The sequence below is a fragment of the Pseudomonas sp. AKS31 genome (assembly GCF_023634765.1).
GTDB lineage: Bacteria > Pseudomonadota > Gammaproteobacteria > Pseudomonadales > Pseudomonadaceae > Aquipseudomonas.
The window spans coordinates 750,827-767,509 of record NZ_JAMLFX010000002.1; the positions used below are offsets into that span (position 1 = coordinate 750,827).

The window sequence follows — 16,683 nt, forward strand, 5'->3', positions numbered from 1 at the left end:
AGAAACCGGCAGCTCTGTGCAGAGCTGCCGGTACGCTTTAGAACTGCCAGTCGAGGGTTAGACCCACACCGTGGTCCTTCTCGTTCGAGCCGATCAGGCCGTTGTAATCCAGGTTCACCCGCACATCGCGGTTGAGCGCCAGACCTGCCCGCACACCGACCACCGCTGCATCGCGATCCATCGACACGCCCTGCACGGTGAACGCGCTGTTGCCATTGGCAAACGCCAGGTGGCTGTCAGCATCGACGTTGTTCAGGTTGTGCTGCCAGCCGAGGCTCGCGCCCAGTTCCAGCTGATGCTGATCCGACAAGGCGAACGAACGCTTGGCGCGCACACCGAGGGTCGACAACACCACATCGCGGTTGTCCTCACCGCCCTTCAATGCCGCGGCGTCACCCTTCTCGGTGAAGCTTTCGGTATTGAGGTGCACGTAGGACAGGTTGGCGAACGGCTCCAGGTTCATCGGTTGCAGCCCCAGATCATAGGCGGCTTCGGTGAACACTTGAGTGGTTGCGGCATCGTGCTTGGTCTTTTGTTTACCGCTGACGTCCCCGAACTGCAGGTCACGTTTGACGTCGACACGGTGCCAGCTATAGGCGCCACCGACGGTCAGACGCAGCGCATCGATCTGATGCCCCAGGTACGCACCCAAGTGATAGCTGTCGACCGAAGCCGACGAATGCGTGCCGCTGCCCATGCTCAACGAGCTGTCGCTATAACCGGTAACGAAACCGAGACGGGTATCTTCAGCGATCAAGCCGTCGACACCGGCCAGCAGGCCGCCAATGGAGCTGTTGGAGTCGGCGTTGTCATGCCCGCCATCGCTCTTGCCCCACGAACCCAAGACCTTGACCCACGCATTGCTACGGTCGTCAGTCGGTGCGCCAGCGTTGAACAGGTCACGCTCACGCAGACGCTCGCCCACGGCTTCGCGCAGGTAACGGCTGTCGTTGATCAGCATCGTGCCAATGGCCGGATGGATCTCGCCGGACAGTTGCTGGAACGCTTGCTGCGCCGACGCCGCATTCGGCGACAGTAACAGGGTTTCGAACAGCGCATTGCCGGCGCCCAGACGTTCAGCCGCCGCACCGACGGCGCGCTGGTTGGGCGTCAGGCCGACGCTGGCGAACGAAGCCTCGTTGCGCCCGACCGCCAACTGGATACCATCCGCCGAGTACGCCAGCGTGCCGCCGAGGAACGCGTAATCCGGCAACACCTGACCGAAGCGCCCTTCGATGCCGCCCGCCGCTTGCAGGATGTTGTAGCGCGTGCCGAGCAGGCTTTGCACTTGGTTGGTGGTCAACAGTGTCGGGCTGTTTTCCAGCGACATGCTCACCGTCGCGCCTTCGATGACTGCTTTACCCGTGGCGATGATCTGATCGCTGCTGGTCGGCGACAGCTCTACCGCGTAGGTCGAACCCGGTGCAAAGGTCACGTCACCGGCCACGTTCATGGTGCCGATGGAGTTACCCGGCGCCACCGTACCGCCGCTGTTCACCGACAGCGTGCCGATGTTGCCGTTGCCGCCGAGGATACCGCCGTCATTCACCGTCACCGCCGATTGCAGCGAACCGTTGATGGCCAGTCGGCCCTGATTGACCAGGGTCGGGCCGCTGTAAGTGTTGTTGCCGGTCAGCACCAGCGTGCCGAGGCCTTGCTTGGTCAAACCGCCGTGACCGGAGATGTCGTTGCGCCAGGTGTCGAGGCCGCAGGTGATGTCGGTGCACACGCGTTCGGTCGGTTTGCCCTGATCGATGATCGCGCCGATGCCCGGCAGATCCGCGACAAACTGCCCGGAGCCATACGCGCCGTCGATGCGGAATTCGGCCGGGATGTCCTGCTCGGTGACGAACATCGACGGGCCGTCGATGCCCTTGCGCAAGTTGATCATGCCCCAGCCGTACAAGGCGTCGATGCCCGGTGCTCCGAGGTCGGTGGCGGTGGTGCGCAAGACCGTGGCGACTTGATCACCGCTCATGTACGGGAAGCGTTCCATCAGCACCGCCATGGAGCCGGCCACATGCGGCGCGGCCATCGAGGTGCCGTTGTAGTTTTTGTAACCGGTGGTCAGGTTGTCGGCGTTGGTGCCTTCGATGATCGCGCTGAAGATCTTCGTGCCCGGCGCCGAGACGCAGAAACTCGCGGTGTAGCCGCAGCGCGACGAGAACGTACTCATGATGTACGGGTTGGCGCTGGCCAGGTCCGGGTTTTTCTGCAACGCGGCAACAGTGATCCAGTTCGGCGCGATGTCCGGGACGAAATAGCCGAGGCCGGCGATGGCGTCCGGATTGTTGAGGTTGTAGTCGTTGCCGGCGGCGAAGATCGTCACGATGCCGCTACGTGCGGCGGCAATCGCGCCGTCGTAGGCGCCGCCCGGTTTGGTGCCGAGCAGTGTGCGGATTTCGTTGAACTGCAGCTGCGCGTCATTGACGGTGAAATGCGGGTAAGCCGGATCTCGGCCACCGAGGTCGAACCGGTCGGTGATGCCGATGCCCCAACTGTTGTTGATGATCCGCGCGCCGCTGGCGATCAATGCGTCCCAGCCGGCCTTGTACACCGCGCCGTCGTTACCGCGAACGATGCCGTCTTCCGGGCCCGGGTCACCGTTGTCGGCGCTGATGATCTGCGCACCGAACGCCACGCCGTGCATCGGCCCGCCGTCACGACTGCCTGCGGCGATGCCGCCAACGTGGGTGCCGTGGGCGCCGAGTTTGCCGTCGGAGCCGACCGAGGGCGAACCATCATAGCGGAACGCATCCCCGGCTTTGACCGGGATGTACGGATCGGTGTATTCGCGGATCCCGCTGGTGACCAGGGTGACGACTTTATTGCTGCCGGAAAACTCCGGGTGCGCGGCGTACACCGGCTGGTCAAAGATCCCCAGTTTCACGCCTTTGCCGGCGTAGCCAGCGGCGTAGGCGTGATCGGCCCCAATCGCGCCCAGACCCCAATCGGCCTGAAACTCGGCGCTGCGCCAACTCGACGGATCGCCCGTGCGACCGCTCTCCACGTAGGGCGCGGCATGGGCTGTGCCAATGGCACAAAGCACGGCGAGCGTGAGGGTTTTCAGGGCAAAGCGGCCACCCGTTTGCGCGGGGGTATTGTTGTTATTCATCCAGCGACCTTCCTTAGTGATGTTGCGAAAAATCCGTCTCTTCAGCTGTAAACACGCTGCACGCTGGTGTTCACATAACCTGTAGGAGCTGCCGCAGGCTGCGATCTTTTGCCTTTGCTTTTTAAAGGCAAGATCAAAAGATCGCAGCCTGCGGCAGCTCCTACAGGGACCGGGTTATCTTGCTTAGAACTGCCAGTTCAGGCTCAAGCCAACGCCATGAAGCTTTTCGCGATTGGCCAGTTGTCCGTTGTAATCAAGGTTGACCCGCACGTCGCGGCTCAGCGCGAGGCTGGCCTTTACACCGACCAGCGCGGCATCACGCACCAGCGCTGAACTCTCCACCGCGTAGGGCGTGCCGCCACTGGCAAAGCGCAAATGCTGCGCGGAATCGATGTCGCTGAGGCTGTGCTGCCAGCCGAGATGGCCACTCACGTCGAGTGATTGCGCCGGCGAAAGATTGAAGGTCTTGACCGCCCGCACACCGAGGGTACTCAGCACCGCGTCACGTTGGTCGCCGGCGCTTTTCAACGCCGCAGCGTCGCCCTTCTCGGTCAAACCTTCAGTGTCCAGATGCACGTAGGCCAGGTTGGCAAAAGGCTCCAGCGCCAGCGGTTGCAGGTGCAGGCGATAAGCCGCTTCGCCGAACACTTGCGTGGTCGCCGCGTCGATCTTGGCTTTCTGTTTGCCACTGACGTCGCCGTATTGCAGGTCGCGTTTCACATCGGCGCGATGCCAGCTGTAAGCCGCGCCCGTGCTCAAGCGCCAGGCGCCAACTTCACGGCCGGCGTATGCGCCAAGGTGATAGCTGTCGACCTTGGCCGAGGAATGCGTGCCCGAACCCATGCTCAGCGAACTGTCGCTGTAACCGCTGACCAGACCGATGCGCGTCTGCTCGTCCAGCGCGCCATCGACACCGGCCAGTAGCCCGCCGATCGACGTGTTGTAGCCTGCCGTATCGTGGCCCGAATCAGTCGTGCCCCAGGCGCCGAGGGCCTTGATCCAGCCATTGCTTTGCGCTGCATTGGTGTCGTGCAGACGCTCGCCCACCGCGTCGCGCAACTGGCGGCTGTCGTTGATCAGCATTGAACTCAACGCTGGGTAGATCTCGCCGCTCAACTGCTGGAACGCCTGTTGCGCGGAACTCGCATCGGGTGAACGCAACAGGCTTTCGTACACCGAATTGCCTGCGCCCAAGCCTTCGACGGCAGCAGCCACCGAGCGTTGATTCGGTGTTTGCCCGACGCTGGCGAAGCTGGTCGCATTACGTACGATATCGAGCTGAATGCCATTGGCGGCGTAGTCGAGACTGCCGCCGATAAACAGGTAATTCGGCAGCACCGCACCGAACTGGCCCTGAATGCCGCCGGCCGCTTGCAGGATGTCGTACTGGCGACCGAGCAGGCTTTGCGCCTCGGTGGTGCTGAGCAGCGTCGGGCTGTTTTCCAGCGACAGGCTGACGGTGGCGCCGCTGATAGTGGCGGTGCCGCCGGCAACGATGCGGTCGCTGCTGGTCGGCGACAGTTCAACAGCGTAAGTCGAACCAGGCGCGAAGGTCACGTCCCCGGCCACGTTCAAGGTGCCGATGGAGTTGCCCGGCGCCACGCGAGCGCCGCTGTTGGCGGTCAACGCGCCGATCCGCCCGGAACCGCCGAGGGTGCCGCTGTCATTCACCGTCACAGCGGAAGTCAGCGAGCCGTTAACCGTGAGCAAGCCGCCATTGACCGTGGTCGCACCGCGATAGGTGTTGTCGCCGGTGAGGATCAACTGCCCGCCGCCGGACTTGATCAGACTGCCCTGATACACCCGATTCGCCGCTGCCGCATCACGGGCAGTGCCGACCGCGTAATCGGTCTGATCCTGTTGGCTGGCACCTGTTGGAACACCGTTCTGCCAGCCTTTGTCTTGCAGGGTTTGCTGCCAGGCGCTGTGCTCGGCGAGGTCTTCGGTCTGGCGCTGGATCAGCGCCTTGTCGGAGATGTCATTGCTCCAGACATCGCGCTGCCCGGCCGCCAGACTGGCGTCAAACGCACCGAGTAATTGCCCTGGCCCGCGCATCGCCCGGTTCAGGTTGGCCACGCCCCAGCCAACCCGCTCGGTCGGCGCATCAGTGACTGAGCCATCCAGTTGCGTCGCGGTAGTCAGCAGCACTTCGAGGGCCTGCTGATTGGTCATGTACGGGTAGCGCTCCATCACCAGTGCCAGTGCGCCGGTCGCATGTGGCGCCGACATCGAGGTGCCGGACTTGATCGCATAACCGCCGCCGGGAATGGTGCTGTCGATCTTCGCCCCCGGCGTGGTGATGCACCAGTATTTGGCGAGGCCGCACTGGTTGTACTTTTGCTGATTGCTTTGATCGAGGCCCGATACGGCCAGCCAGTGCCCTTCCAGATCCGGCTGAAAGTACGGCAGCGCCGAGCGCACGCTGGCATTCGGATAGCCGCTGTTGCCGGCGCTGAACACGTTGATCACGCCGCGTCGGGACACATCCGCTGCTGCGTCGAGCCAGGTGCCTTTGTTCCAGTGCTGCGCATACGCGGCGTGCAGGTCGGCCAGTGTGCGGTAGCTGACATCCGGCGGCTGGCTGCCCCAACTGTTGTTGATTGCGCGCACGCCGGCATCGGTCAGGGCGTCGTATACCGCTTTGAAATAGCGCGGGTCGGGGTTGGGGCCAAACAGGAAGCTGTCGTTCTTGTTGGTGTTGCCGACGTAGATCTGCGCGTTGTACGCCACGCCGTGCATGCCGGCACCGTCGCGCAAGGCGCCCATGGTGCCGACGACGTGAGTGCCGTGGGAGTCGTTGTTGGGGTTGAGGGTGCCGTTGACGTTGAACAGTGAGCCGTCGATGTAGCTGCCGCTGGCCATTACCGGGTGATAACGGTCGCTGGCGAATTCCGGGTGGGCGGCATCGAAGCCGGAGTCGAGGGCACCGATTTTTACGCCTTGGCCGGTAATGCCGGCGGCGTAGGCTTGCTCGGCCTGCATCCGGCTCAGCCCCCAGTCGCGGAGGAATTCGGCGCTGCGCCAACTGCCGGGATCACCGGGTTGGCCGGCTTCGAGGTATTGCGCCTGGGCCTGGGTTGCGGAAATCACAAGCAGCAGGGTGCCGACCGAAATCGGCTTGATGCGTACGTCCATGTTCACCACTCACTTTTATTGTTTTATGCAGGTTTTTCTGCGCTGTTGCCTGTTCCCCTCACCCCAGCCCTCTCCCCCAGGAGAGGGAGCTGACCGAGGTGTCTTGCGTCATTCATCGACCTGAAAAACCGGGTCGATGTTGGATTCGGTAGAGCATTTCCCTCACCCCAGCCCTCTCCCCGAGGGAGAGGGAGCTGACCGAGGTGTCTTGCGTCATTCATCGACCTGAAAAACCGGATCGATGTTGGATTCGGTGGTGCTCGGTCAGGTCGGTGTACTTCTAAAATATCCCCCAATCAGTCCCCTCTCCCTCTGGGAGAGGGTTAGGGTGAGGGCTGGTGAGCGACCACAAATGCTTCATCCACCCGCGCCAGATCCTGCTCACTCAAGGTCCCGGCGTAGTAATGCAACTTGGTCCAGGCCATCAGATAGTCGTACCGCGCCTGCGCCAGATCACGGCGGGTGGTGAACAGTTGTTGCTCGGCGTTCAACGCGTCGAGGTTGGTTCGTTCGCCACCGAGAATGCTCTGTTTGGTCGAGACCACCAGCGCTTCCGCCGAGCTCAGCGCTTTCTGATAAGCGCGCAGTTTGCTCACCCCGGACAAACAGGCACTGAACTGGCGACGCAGTTCGATCAGCGTCTCGCGCGTCTTGCCGTCGAGTTCGTACTCAGCCTGCTCCATGGTACGGCTGGCCTGACGCGTCGACGCCGACACACCGCCACCGGCATACAACGGCACGCTGACTTCAAAACCGATAGTGTTGGTTTCGTAGCGCTGGTTGTAGGTGTTGCCGCTTTCCGACTCGTTCTGGCGCATCGAGGCGTAGGCGCTGACTTTCGGCAGATGCCCGGCACGATTGCGCTCCACTTCATAGCGCGCGACTTCCACAGCCTGGCGTTGCGACGCCAGATTGGGGTTATTGCTCACCGCCAGCTCGTGCCAGGTGTCGTAATTGGCCGGTTGCAGGGTGAAGGTCTGGAAGTTCTGATCGAGCGGCGCCAGATCACCGATGTCCACCGCCGGCACGCCGACCAGTGCCCCCAGTTCGCGCAGCGCAGCGTCCTGTTCGTTGCGCGCCTCGATCTCCTCGGCAGTCGCCAGCTCATAGCGCGACTCCGCCTCGAGAATATCGGTACGCGTGCCCTCGCCTTGCTTGAACATGTGCTCGTTCTGCTGAAACTGCTGCTCGTACGCCTTCTTCTTCGCCTGAGCGATATCAATCTGGTCCTGCGCAAACAACGCCTTGGTGTAGTTGTCCAGAACGCGAACCAGCAACTCCTGGCTCTTGCCGCGAAAATTCTCGTCGGCAAACAACGACTGTGCGACACCTTTGCGGTACGCGGCATAAGCCTCGTAATCGAGCAGCGGTTGCTGCAGGGTCAGGGCCGAGCCGTAACTGCTGTAGTTACGGTCGTCGGTTCGGTTACGCGCGCGCTCATCGAGGGAGGTGGCTTTCGACGAGTTGCGGCCCTTGTTGTAGGTGTAACCGATTCGCGGCAGCAGACCGGCGCGGCCAATCGCACGGTTTTCCAGACCCGCATCACGTTCCTTGATCGCCCCGAGGAACACCGGGTCATTGCGCAATGCCTGTTCGTAGATCTCGAACGGCCCCATGGCCGCTACTGCTGAGTGACTCGCGAACAGCATCATTGCCGCCGCGAGCATGGAAAGCTTATTCATACAGCCGAACATCCTTATTCCTCGGTCAACGCGGAGCCGGCCCGGTCGAGCAGCGGTTTGAACAGATAGTTGAGGAGTGAACGTTCGCCGGTACGCACGAACATTTCTGCCGGCATGCCGGGCTTGATCACCAGACCATTGAGCTTTTCCATGGCCTGATCGCTGACGCTGCTGCGCAACACGTAGTACGGCACGCCGGTTTTCTCGTCGACCATCTGGTCGGCGGAAATCAGGCTGACTTCGCCCGGTACACGCGGGGTTTTGCTCTGGTTGAACGCGGTAAACAGGATGTCCACCGGCAAGTGCGCGCCGACCTTGTCTATCAGGTTGATCGGCAAATGCCCTTCCACTTCCAGCGTGGTGCCTTGCGGGACGATCTCCAGCAACGTTTCGCCTTGACGCACTACGGCGCCTTCGGTGTGCACGCCGAGGTTGACCGCCACGCCATCAGCGGTGGCGACAATTTCGCTGTGTTGCAGGTCGAATCCGGCGGAGGTCAGTTGTTCGGACAGCGTGACGCTTTTCAGTTGTGCGTCGGCCAGTTGCGTGCGCACTTCCTTCTGATACTCCTCGCTGTGCTGTTGCAGCTTCAGGCGCGATTCGAGAATGCCCTGCTCGACCCGACCGCTTTCGCCGGTGTTTTCCGCCAGTTGCTGCTGCACCTGCGACAGTTGACGCTGGTATTCCATCAAGCGGTTGCGCGGGATGTAGCCGTTGTCGGCCAGCGGTTGCAGGTTGCTCAACTGCTGTTGCAGCGAGTCGGCCTGGGCATTGAGGTCGGTACGGGCGCGGCGCATGCCGGCCAGTTGCGCGGTGGCGCCTTCGATGCTCGCACGCAGTCCGGCCTGCTCGCGGTAGTAAGCCTCGCGACGACTGCTGAACAATTGCCGCTGGCCTTCCAGCACCAGCGCCAGGCGTGGATCCGGGTCATTGCTCAGCTCGGCGGGAAAGGTCACTTGCTTGAGGTTGTCACGCTCGGCCTGCCAACGCGCAAGGCTGGCCCAGGCCATACGGTATTGCGCCTGCAGCGACTGCACGTCAGCGGCGACTTGCGTCTGATCGAGGCGGAACAGCGGCTGGCCCTGCTTCACGATCTCGCCTTCGCGCACCAGAATCCGGCTGACCACGCCGCTGCTCATCGACTGCACGGCTTTGCGTTTACCCGACACGACGACCGTGCCTTGCACCGGAATGCCTTGATCCAGCGGCGCCAACGCCGCCCAGGTGAAGAAACTGCCGGCGCCGACGATTGCCAGAATCCAGCCCATGCGCGCAAAGAATTTAGCGTCGCGTTCCGGACGTTCGGTGATGTAGGCGTGTTCCATGCTCGCTTCGTTTTCAGTGTTCATGCTTGCGCTGCTCATACACCCGAATTCCTTGTCGAGGGCTGGTACTGTCGGCTCATGCTGAGCCCGCCCGGTGTCGGTGCAGCTTTTTCCCGTTGTTGTTCTTGCTGGCCGGAGAGTGCCTTGAGTACGTCCTGACTCGGGCCGAAGGCTTGCAGACGCCCGTCATTGAGAACCAGCAGCTTGTCAGCCTGTGCCAGCACCGAAGAGCGATGCGTCACCAGCACCACCGTGGTGCCTTGCGCTTTGAGCGCGGCGATGGCGCTGGCCAGTGCGGCTTCGCCGACGGTGTCGAGGTTGGAGTTCGGCTCGTCCAGCACCACCAGACTCGGCGTGCCGTACATCGAACGCGCCAAGGCCACGCGCTGCTTCTGGCCGCCGGACAAACCACTGCCGTCCTCGCCCAGTTGCGTGTCGTAGCCTTGCGGCAGACGCAGGATCATTTCGTGGACGCCGGCCTGTTGCGCGGCGGCGACAACCTTCTGCGGATCGGCCTCGCTGAAACGGGCGATGTTCTCGGCGATGCTGCCGCTGAACAGTTCGATGTCTTGCGGCAGATAACCGATGTACGGGCCCAACTGGTCGCGGTTCCAGCGATGAATATCCGCGCCATCGAGACGCACGGTGCCGCCTAGGGTCGGCCAGACACCCACCAGCACGCGGGCCAGGGTCGATTTACCGGAACCGGAAGCCCCGAGCACGCCGAGCACTTCGCCGGCATTCAGATTGAAATTGACCATCTGCAAAGTCGCGGCACGTTGCCCCGGTGGGCCGGCGCTGACCTGCTCGAAAGTGATCTGGCCTTTCGGCGGCGGCAGCGCCATGGCGTCGTCGCTGGGCGGGAACGCTTGCAGCAAGGCATCGAGACGGCGGTAAGCCAGCTTCGCCCCGCTCCACTGCTTCCACACCGCAATCAACTGGTCGATCGGGCTGAGCACGCGGCCCATCAGAATGGAACCGGCAATCATCATCCCGGCGGTCATGTCGCCCTTGATCACCAGCAAAGCACCCAGGCCCAGGACCAACGATTGCAGGCACAGGCGCAGGGTTTTGCTCAGCGAGCTGATCACCGCACCGGTGTCACTGGCCTGGTTTTGCAAACCGAGGAAGCGCGAGTGCACCTGGAACCAGCGCTTGCGCAGGGAACCGAGCATGCCCATCGCCTGAATGGTTTCGGCGTTGTGCAAATGGCTGGTGGCCAACTGGCTGGATTTCTGCGAAAAACCGGCCGCTTCGCCCAGCGGCTTTTTGGTCATGTATTCGTTGAGACAGGCCAGGCCGATCAGCAACAGCGCGCCCGCCGTGGCGAGTACACCGAGCCAGACATTGAACAGGTAAATCACGAACAGATAGACCGGGAACCACGGCGCATCGAAAAACGCGAACAGCGCCGGCCCGGTGACGAATTGGCGAATGTGCGTCAGATCGCCCAGCGATTGCCCGGCATTGCCCTCGCCCTTGAACAGGTTGCGCTCGAACGCCGCTTGGTAAACACGCAGGTTGAAGCGGCGCTCCAACTGGCTGCCGATGCGAATCACGATAAAGCTGCGCACCACTTCCAGCAGGCCGATAAAGGCGAAGAAGCCGACCACCATCAGCGACAGCATCGCCAGGGTTGTTTCGTTCTGCGACGACAGCACCCGGTCATAGACCTGGAGCATATAGATGGAGGGCACCAGCATCAGCACGTTAATCAGCGCGGTAAAGCAGCCGACGCTGATCAGGATACTTTTATAGTCACCCAAAGCCTTGAATAAGGGAGCGGTGGCTGGGGCCTTCGCCATCTTCATTGATTCTTCCTGAAATGATTGAACCCGCCACACTTGGGCGAGGCGTCAATTAATGTTCCGGTCACCTGCGAAAGATCACTTGCAAGTACCCGCTTACACTTTCATAACAACTTGAGCAAATAACTGCGGTGCAGTTGTCATTTGGCAGTTTTTATAACCAACTCGTAGCGCTTTATATTAAAACGCGGTCGCCGATTCGATAATCAAGGCTGTTTCACTGTGTGCGTCAGCGTGATCACCAAACCCGACTTCAAAGTGGTCAGATAAAGCCCGTCACGTTGTCGGCTGAAGAACTGGATTCTTGAGCCTTCCTTGCCGGTAATCGAAAGGCCGTCAGGATCGGCAAACCAGCCGATCGGGGTTTGCTCAAGCCATGCCCCAAGACATTCGGCTCCCTTGCCCAATGTCTGGTTGGGTTCAAGATCAAGCAGGCATGTATTCGAGGGTTTGTCCTGCAACGCCTGCGCCTGTGGGGCGTCGTCACGTGCAGTCAAAACAGCTTGCCACTGCCCGGCAAAAAACGATGGATCTTCGAGTCTGAGGCTGCTTGCCATGCTTGTTTCTCCAGTCATCATCAGCGCCGCTGTTATCCACGCCACGGTCTTGTAGGTAAAAACGTTTCGACTCATAGGAAATTTCACTCCGACTCGTAGCCTTGCCCACCAGACAAGACGATGCAAGAAAAGAAAGCGGCGCATCACACGCCGCTTCCCGTTTCTACATCACGCCACGATGTCGCTGGTGGCTGCCTGGCCAACGGTGCTGACCTGGAAATCAGCCACGCCGTGCCCGGAGAAGTCCACCGACAACAGGCTGTTGCCGCCCGACGAGGTGAGGATCGCGTCACCGACAGCACCGGTGAAGCTGCTGACAAAGTGCAGACCGGAACCTTTGGTGATGCCGGTCAGGTCGATTTTGTCCAGACCGCTGACGAAATCGAGGATCTGATCGATCGCACCCGGCTTGGAGTCAGAACTGGCAGCAAACACGAAGGTGTCCGAACCGGCGCCGCCCCACAGCTTGTCGGCACCACCAGCGCCGTAGAGGATGTCGTTGCCGGCACCACCCTTGAGCTCGTTGGCCACGCTGTTACCGATCAACAGGTCGCTGCCCGAGCCACCGATGGCGTTCTCGATGATCGCGCCCTTGGCGATGGACACGTTGCCCACCAGGCCGCCAACGTCGGAGAACGAGGCGTCATTGAGGTTGATCTTCTGGTTCTGGGTGAAGCCAGAGAAGTCCAGCGTATCCTTGCCACCGGCATCCCACACCGAGAACACCACTTTGTCACTCGACGACGAAGCACTCAGGAAATCGCGACCGGTGTTGGAGTTGAAACCGTAGGTGGTGTCACCGGTACGGGTGTTCATGTTGGCACCGTAGAGCTTCTGGATGGCAGCGATATCGTCCATCAGCGGGCCGGACGAATACGCTTCGACGCCGCCCTTGCTGAAGTTCTGATTGGTGTTGCTTTCGCTCCAGTAGCTCATGACGCTGTAGCCGCGGGTGTCTTGCCCGTAGGAAGCGTCGTTGTAGGTCGGGTTGCCGTTCCCGGCGTTGTAGTCGCCAGGGTGAGCGAGGCCCAGGCTGTGGCCGATTTCGTGAGTCAGGGTCTGACGACCGTAGTTGTTCAGGTCCGGATTCTTGTTCTGCGTGTAGCCACTGTTGATCAAGTACCACGAGGTGCCGTCATAACCGGCGCCGGTGCCTGGCAGATACGCGAACGCTGCAGCGCCATCCTGGCCACCGCTGTAGTTACCGAAGGTCATGTGGCCGTCGCCGCCCGAGGCTTTCTCGGTGAAGGTCACGTTGGCCACGTCAGCCCAGGATTGCATGGCGAGCTTGGCCTGGGCCTGTTGTTGTGCACTGAACTGACTGAACCCAGTGATCCCGTGCTTGTTCATCGTACTGGACGATGCCGAGGTCAGGAACGTATAGGTGAGTTCGATCTTGCCGCTGCCATCCTTGTCCTGGTAGGCAGCGCCGTCGCGCAGCAACTGGGTTGCGGCCTGGTCGACGGAAAAGGAGGGTTTGCCATTGACCGTGAGGTTGCCGCCACGATCGTATTGATGGCTGAAGCTATTGATCTGGTTGTACGCCGAGCTGGCTGCGGCCAGTGGTTGTGGCGCTGCGGACAGCAGAAAGGCCTGTTCGGCGGTATCAATAGCATTCGCTTTAACTTTCGACATAAACACACTTCCTTGTTTAGCAATGGAACAGTTTTTATCCGACAGGACTCTCTCTGGCGAGATCGTCCTATCACTCGCCCAATGAAGGCGTAAGAAACCTGACACAATTTGAAATCTGCCGTAAAGGATTTTTTTGAGATCAAATCGGGCTGTTTCGCAAAACTGCCGTAAACAAAGCGCGCGGGGGCGAAAGAATGTTTTAGTTGCGGAGCTTTTGCCTAATTGTCTGACGATTTTCTATTTAAATATTAAATATGAGTAAGTTGTTTTTTGTTAGGTGCTTCTCACTTTCCTGCACTTGATTAGTGCGATGACATTGTATTGATATCAACCGGACAGCTTACTCAAACTTCAGCAGCTGCCGGGTGAAACGAGGCTGCGATCTTTTGACCGTCACTGGCAGAGTCAAAAGTCGCAACCCGGGAGGTTTATTCAAGCGGGCCGCGGTCGAAGATCACGTCGACTTCGTAGCTGTCGTCTCCGACGGCTTCAGTGGTGAACTGCAATCGACCGTTGATACGCACCCCTGAATGCTGAAGCGTCACGAAGCCCGGCTTTTTCTTGTCCGCGTAAAAAAAACCAGGGTGCTCATATGAGTAGTAACGAGTGTAAGCAATCAAAAGAACGCGCGGATCATCTAGCGGGATCTCCGTGCCAGAATCTGCTTTGTCCCTGAGATTCACTGCGATGACTGAAAGATGAAAGCCGTCATCGATTTCTGGATCGAACATCGTGCCGTGAAACCTGAGTGTTCCCTGCTGTTCGTCGCGATGGGTTTCTTTGGCATCGAATTTGAATTCCTTGCCGGTACGCAGGTTTTTCACCGTACCCTTCAAGACATCCTTGAGATCCTCTTTATCGCTCATCATCAAAATCCTCGATAGGGAAAGGCGATATTTCGCCCTTCTGCCAAGGCATTAAATCTGCTTTCGATCGAGGTGAGACCTGTCAACATTGACAGGTGTAATCGCTGATTTTAAGTGCTAACACCCGCTAAGACAGGAATGCCGGGTGCGACAGCACCCGGTCGACGTTCCTCAACTTCCCGTGCGGATCTTGTTCCACACCCGCGTGCGGATCCGGTCAATGTTCAACGGCATCGCCTCCAGCGCGAACAGCTTGCCCATCATTTCCGGGCTCGGATACACCTTGGTGTCGTTCTTGATCGCCGGGTCGATCAGGCTGTCCGCCTGCTCATTGCCATTGGCGTAGTGCACATAGTTGCTGATGCCGGCCATTACGTCCGGGCGCAGCAGATAGTTCATGAACGCATAACCGGCCTTCTCGTCCGGCGCATCGACAGGCATGGCGACCATGTCGAACCAGATCGCCGCGCCTTCCTTGGGAATCGCGTAGCCGATATCGACGCCATTCTTCGCTTCTTTGGCGCGGTTCTCGGCTTGCAGGATGTCACCGGAGAAACCGACTGCCACGCAGATATCGCCGTTGGCCAGGTCGCTGGTGTATTTCGAGGAGTGGAAGTAGCTGACGTACGGCCGCACTTTCATCAACAGTGCTTCAGCCTTTTTATAGTCCTCGGGATTCTTGCTGTGGTGCGGCAGGCCCAGGTAGTTGAGCGCCGCCGGCAGCAATTCCGGGCCGTTGTCGAGGATCGCTACGCCGCACTTCTGCAGTTTTTCCATGTACTCGGGCTTGAAGATCAGGTCCCAGGAGTCCACGGGTGCGCTCTCGCCCAGCACCGCTTTGACCTTGGCGATGTTGTAGCCGATGCCGGTGCTGCCCCACAGATAGGGGAAGCCGTGCTCGTTGTTCGGGTCGTTGGTTTGCAGTGCTTTGAGCAGCACCGGATTGAGGTTCTTCCAGTTCGGCAACTGGCTCTTGTCGAGTTTCTTCAGCGCCCCGCCCTGAATCTGCCGGGCCATGAAGTGGTTGGACGGAAACACCACGTCGTAACCGGATTTACCGGTCATCAACTTGCCGTCGAGGGTTTCATTGCTGTCGTAGACGTCATAGGTGACACCCACGCCCGTCTCTTTCTCGAAGTTCTTGGTGGTGTCCGGCGCAATGTAGTCGGACCAGTTGTAAACCTTGACCGTTTCCGCTGCCTGAGCAAGGGAAACGGCGAGCATCAGCGGTGCCAGAGCGAGGGTTTTGCGGATCATGGATCGATTCCTGTGTGGGTTTTCTTTTTTGTTGGCAGGCAATCAAAGGATCAAACAATCAGAAAATCAGCACGTAGCTCTTGCGCACGGTTTCCTGGACGTCCCAGATTCCGAGCGTGTTGGCCGGCAACATCAGTGCGTCGCCACCTTGTATGTGCAGGGTTTCGCCGCCACCGTCGGGGGTGAACGTGCAGCGCCCGGAAATGAAATGGCAGAACTCCTGCGCGGTGATCTGCCGGCGCCAGCGCCCGGGGGTGCACTCCCAGACGCCGGTTTCGACGCCGTCGTCGCGCTCGACGCTGGTGGTCGAGGCGATCGCCACCGGCTCACCGAGGGGCACGGCCACCGGATTGGATTCGTCGAGTGGCAGGGTTGCGGTGTTTTTGAACTGGGTAATGTTCATGGTCTGACCTGTCTTTTGGGCTTTCTTAAAGTAAATCGGCGCTCAGTGCATGAAACCTTCCATGAAGCCCGCGACCTGGCTGGCAAGTTTGCGTCGCCATGGTGCGGTCGCCGGGTTGGCCAGGGTCTGGTCTTCGTGGACGAAACTTTTGATGATCGCGTTGTAACCGAGCCAGCGACACGGCTCCGGCTCCCACGCGCGCAGCGCATGAATGCCGCCGTCCGGCAGCACCCACGGCTGCTGAGTCAGTTCGGTGTCGCGCTCAAGAATCAGGTCGGCCAGGGTGCGCCCACCGAGATTGCTCGCGCCGACGCCCTCCCCGCCATAACCGCCGGAAAGCGCGATGCCATTGGCGCGATCGCAAAGCATGTGCGGCTTGAAATGCCGGGACATGCCGAGGTTGCCGCCCCAAGCGTGGGTGATCTGCACGTTTTTCAGTTGCGGAAACAGTTCGCCAAACAGATAGCGGCGCAGCTCGACCTCATCGCGGGTCAGATCAAAGTTGTGACGCAACTTGCCGGCGAACTGATATCCGCCCCGCGCGCCGAAGATCAGACGATTGTCGGCAGTGCGCTGGCCATAAGTGACCTGGCGGCTGAATTCGCTGAATGCCTGGCCACGGCTGAGGCCGATTTCGTCCCAGGTCGCGGCAGACAATGGCTTGGTGGCAACGATCAGGCTTTGCACCGGCAACTGATAGCGGCCCAGTGGCGGCAAGGTCACCGAATAACCTTCAACGGCCGGCACGATCCAGCGACTGCGCACGCTGGCTTTCGCCGTGCGTAGACTGCCCGACTGCCAATGGGTGACCGGGCTGTTTTCGTAGATCTGCACGCCCATGTTCTGCACGGTGCGCGCCAGACCGCGCACCAGTTTCGCAGGGTGGATGGTCGCTACATG

Annotated in this window: 11 protein-coding genes; all 11 read right to left on the reverse strand. The window is 60.3% G+C overall.

The features are described 5' to 3' along the window. Nucleotides 1–37: 37 nt before the first annotated feature. On the reverse strand, nt 38–3,115 hold the full coding sequence (locus M9827_RS09380; protein ID WP_250605204.1) for an autotransporter serine protease: 3,078 nt from the start codon (nt 3,113–3,115) through the stop codon (nt 38–40). Between the two features lie 183 nt (nt 3,116–3,298). Continuing rightward, a complete protein-coding gene (eprS, locus tag M9827_RS09385; RefSeq protein ID WP_250605205.1) occupies nt 3,299–6,250 on the reverse strand; it encodes an autotransporter serine peptidase EprS in 2,952 nt (983 codons plus the stop codon). 323 nt (nt 6,251–6,573) lie between these two features. After that, entirely contained in the window at nt 6,574–7,944 is a 1,371-nt protein-coding gene (locus M9827_RS09390; protein ID WP_250605206.1) for a TolC family outer membrane protein, read from the reverse strand. Nucleotides 7,945–7,946: 2 nt separating this feature from the next. Continuing rightward, the gene (locus M9827_RS09395; protein ID WP_123449744.1) at nt 7,947–9,296 is read right to left on the reverse strand and encodes an HlyD family type I secretion periplasmic adaptor subunit; all 1,350 of its coding nucleotides are present in this window, start codon (nt 9,294–9,296) and stop codon (nt 7,947–7,949) included. Further along, nucleotides 9,293–11,068, reverse strand: a complete 1,776-nt coding sequence (locus tag M9827_RS09400; RefSeq protein WP_250605207.1) for a type I secretion system permease/ATPase — start codon at nt 11,066–11,068, stop codon at nt 9,293–9,295. The genes M9827_RS09395 and M9827_RS09400 overlap by 4 nt, the downstream gene beginning before the upstream one ends. 203 nt (nt 11,069–11,271) lie before the next feature. After that, complete coding sequence (locus M9827_RS09405) at nt 11,272–11,697, reverse strand: AprI/Inh family metalloprotease inhibitor (protein ID WP_250605208.1); 426 nt, start codon at nt 11,695–11,697, stop codon at nt 11,272–11,274. Nucleotides 11,698–11,790: 93 nt separating this feature from the next. Then, on the reverse strand, nt 11,791–13,257 hold the full coding sequence (locus M9827_RS09410) for a serralysin family metalloprotease (protein WP_250605209.1): 1,467 nt from the start codon (nt 13,255–13,257) through the stop codon (nt 11,791–11,793). Between the two features lie 428 nt (nt 13,258–13,685). After that, nucleotides 13,686–14,123 carry a hypothetical protein gene (locus tag M9827_RS09415; RefSeq protein WP_250605210.1) on the reverse strand — a complete coding sequence of 146 codons (438 nt, stop codon included), beginning with the start codon at nt 14,121–14,123 and terminating at the stop codon, nt 13,686–13,688. Nucleotides 14,124–14,294: 171 nt separating this feature from the next. Further along, nucleotides 14,295–15,380, reverse strand: coding sequence for a polyamine ABC transporter substrate-binding protein (locus M9827_RS09420; protein ID WP_250605211.1), 1,086 nt, complete (start codon nt 15,378–15,380; stop codon nt 14,295–14,297). A gap of 58 nt (nt 15,381–15,438) precedes the next feature. Further along, nucleotides 15,439–15,783, reverse strand: a complete 345-nt coding sequence (locus tag M9827_RS09425) for a cupin domain-containing protein (RefSeq protein WP_250605212.1) — start codon at nt 15,781–15,783, stop codon at nt 15,439–15,441. A 42-nt stretch (nt 15,784–15,825) separates the two neighbouring features. Next, a partial coding sequence (locus tag M9827_RS09430) for an NAD(P)/FAD-dependent oxidoreductase (RefSeq protein ID WP_250605213.1) occupies nt 15,826–16,683 on the reverse strand: 858 nt, incomplete at its 5' end.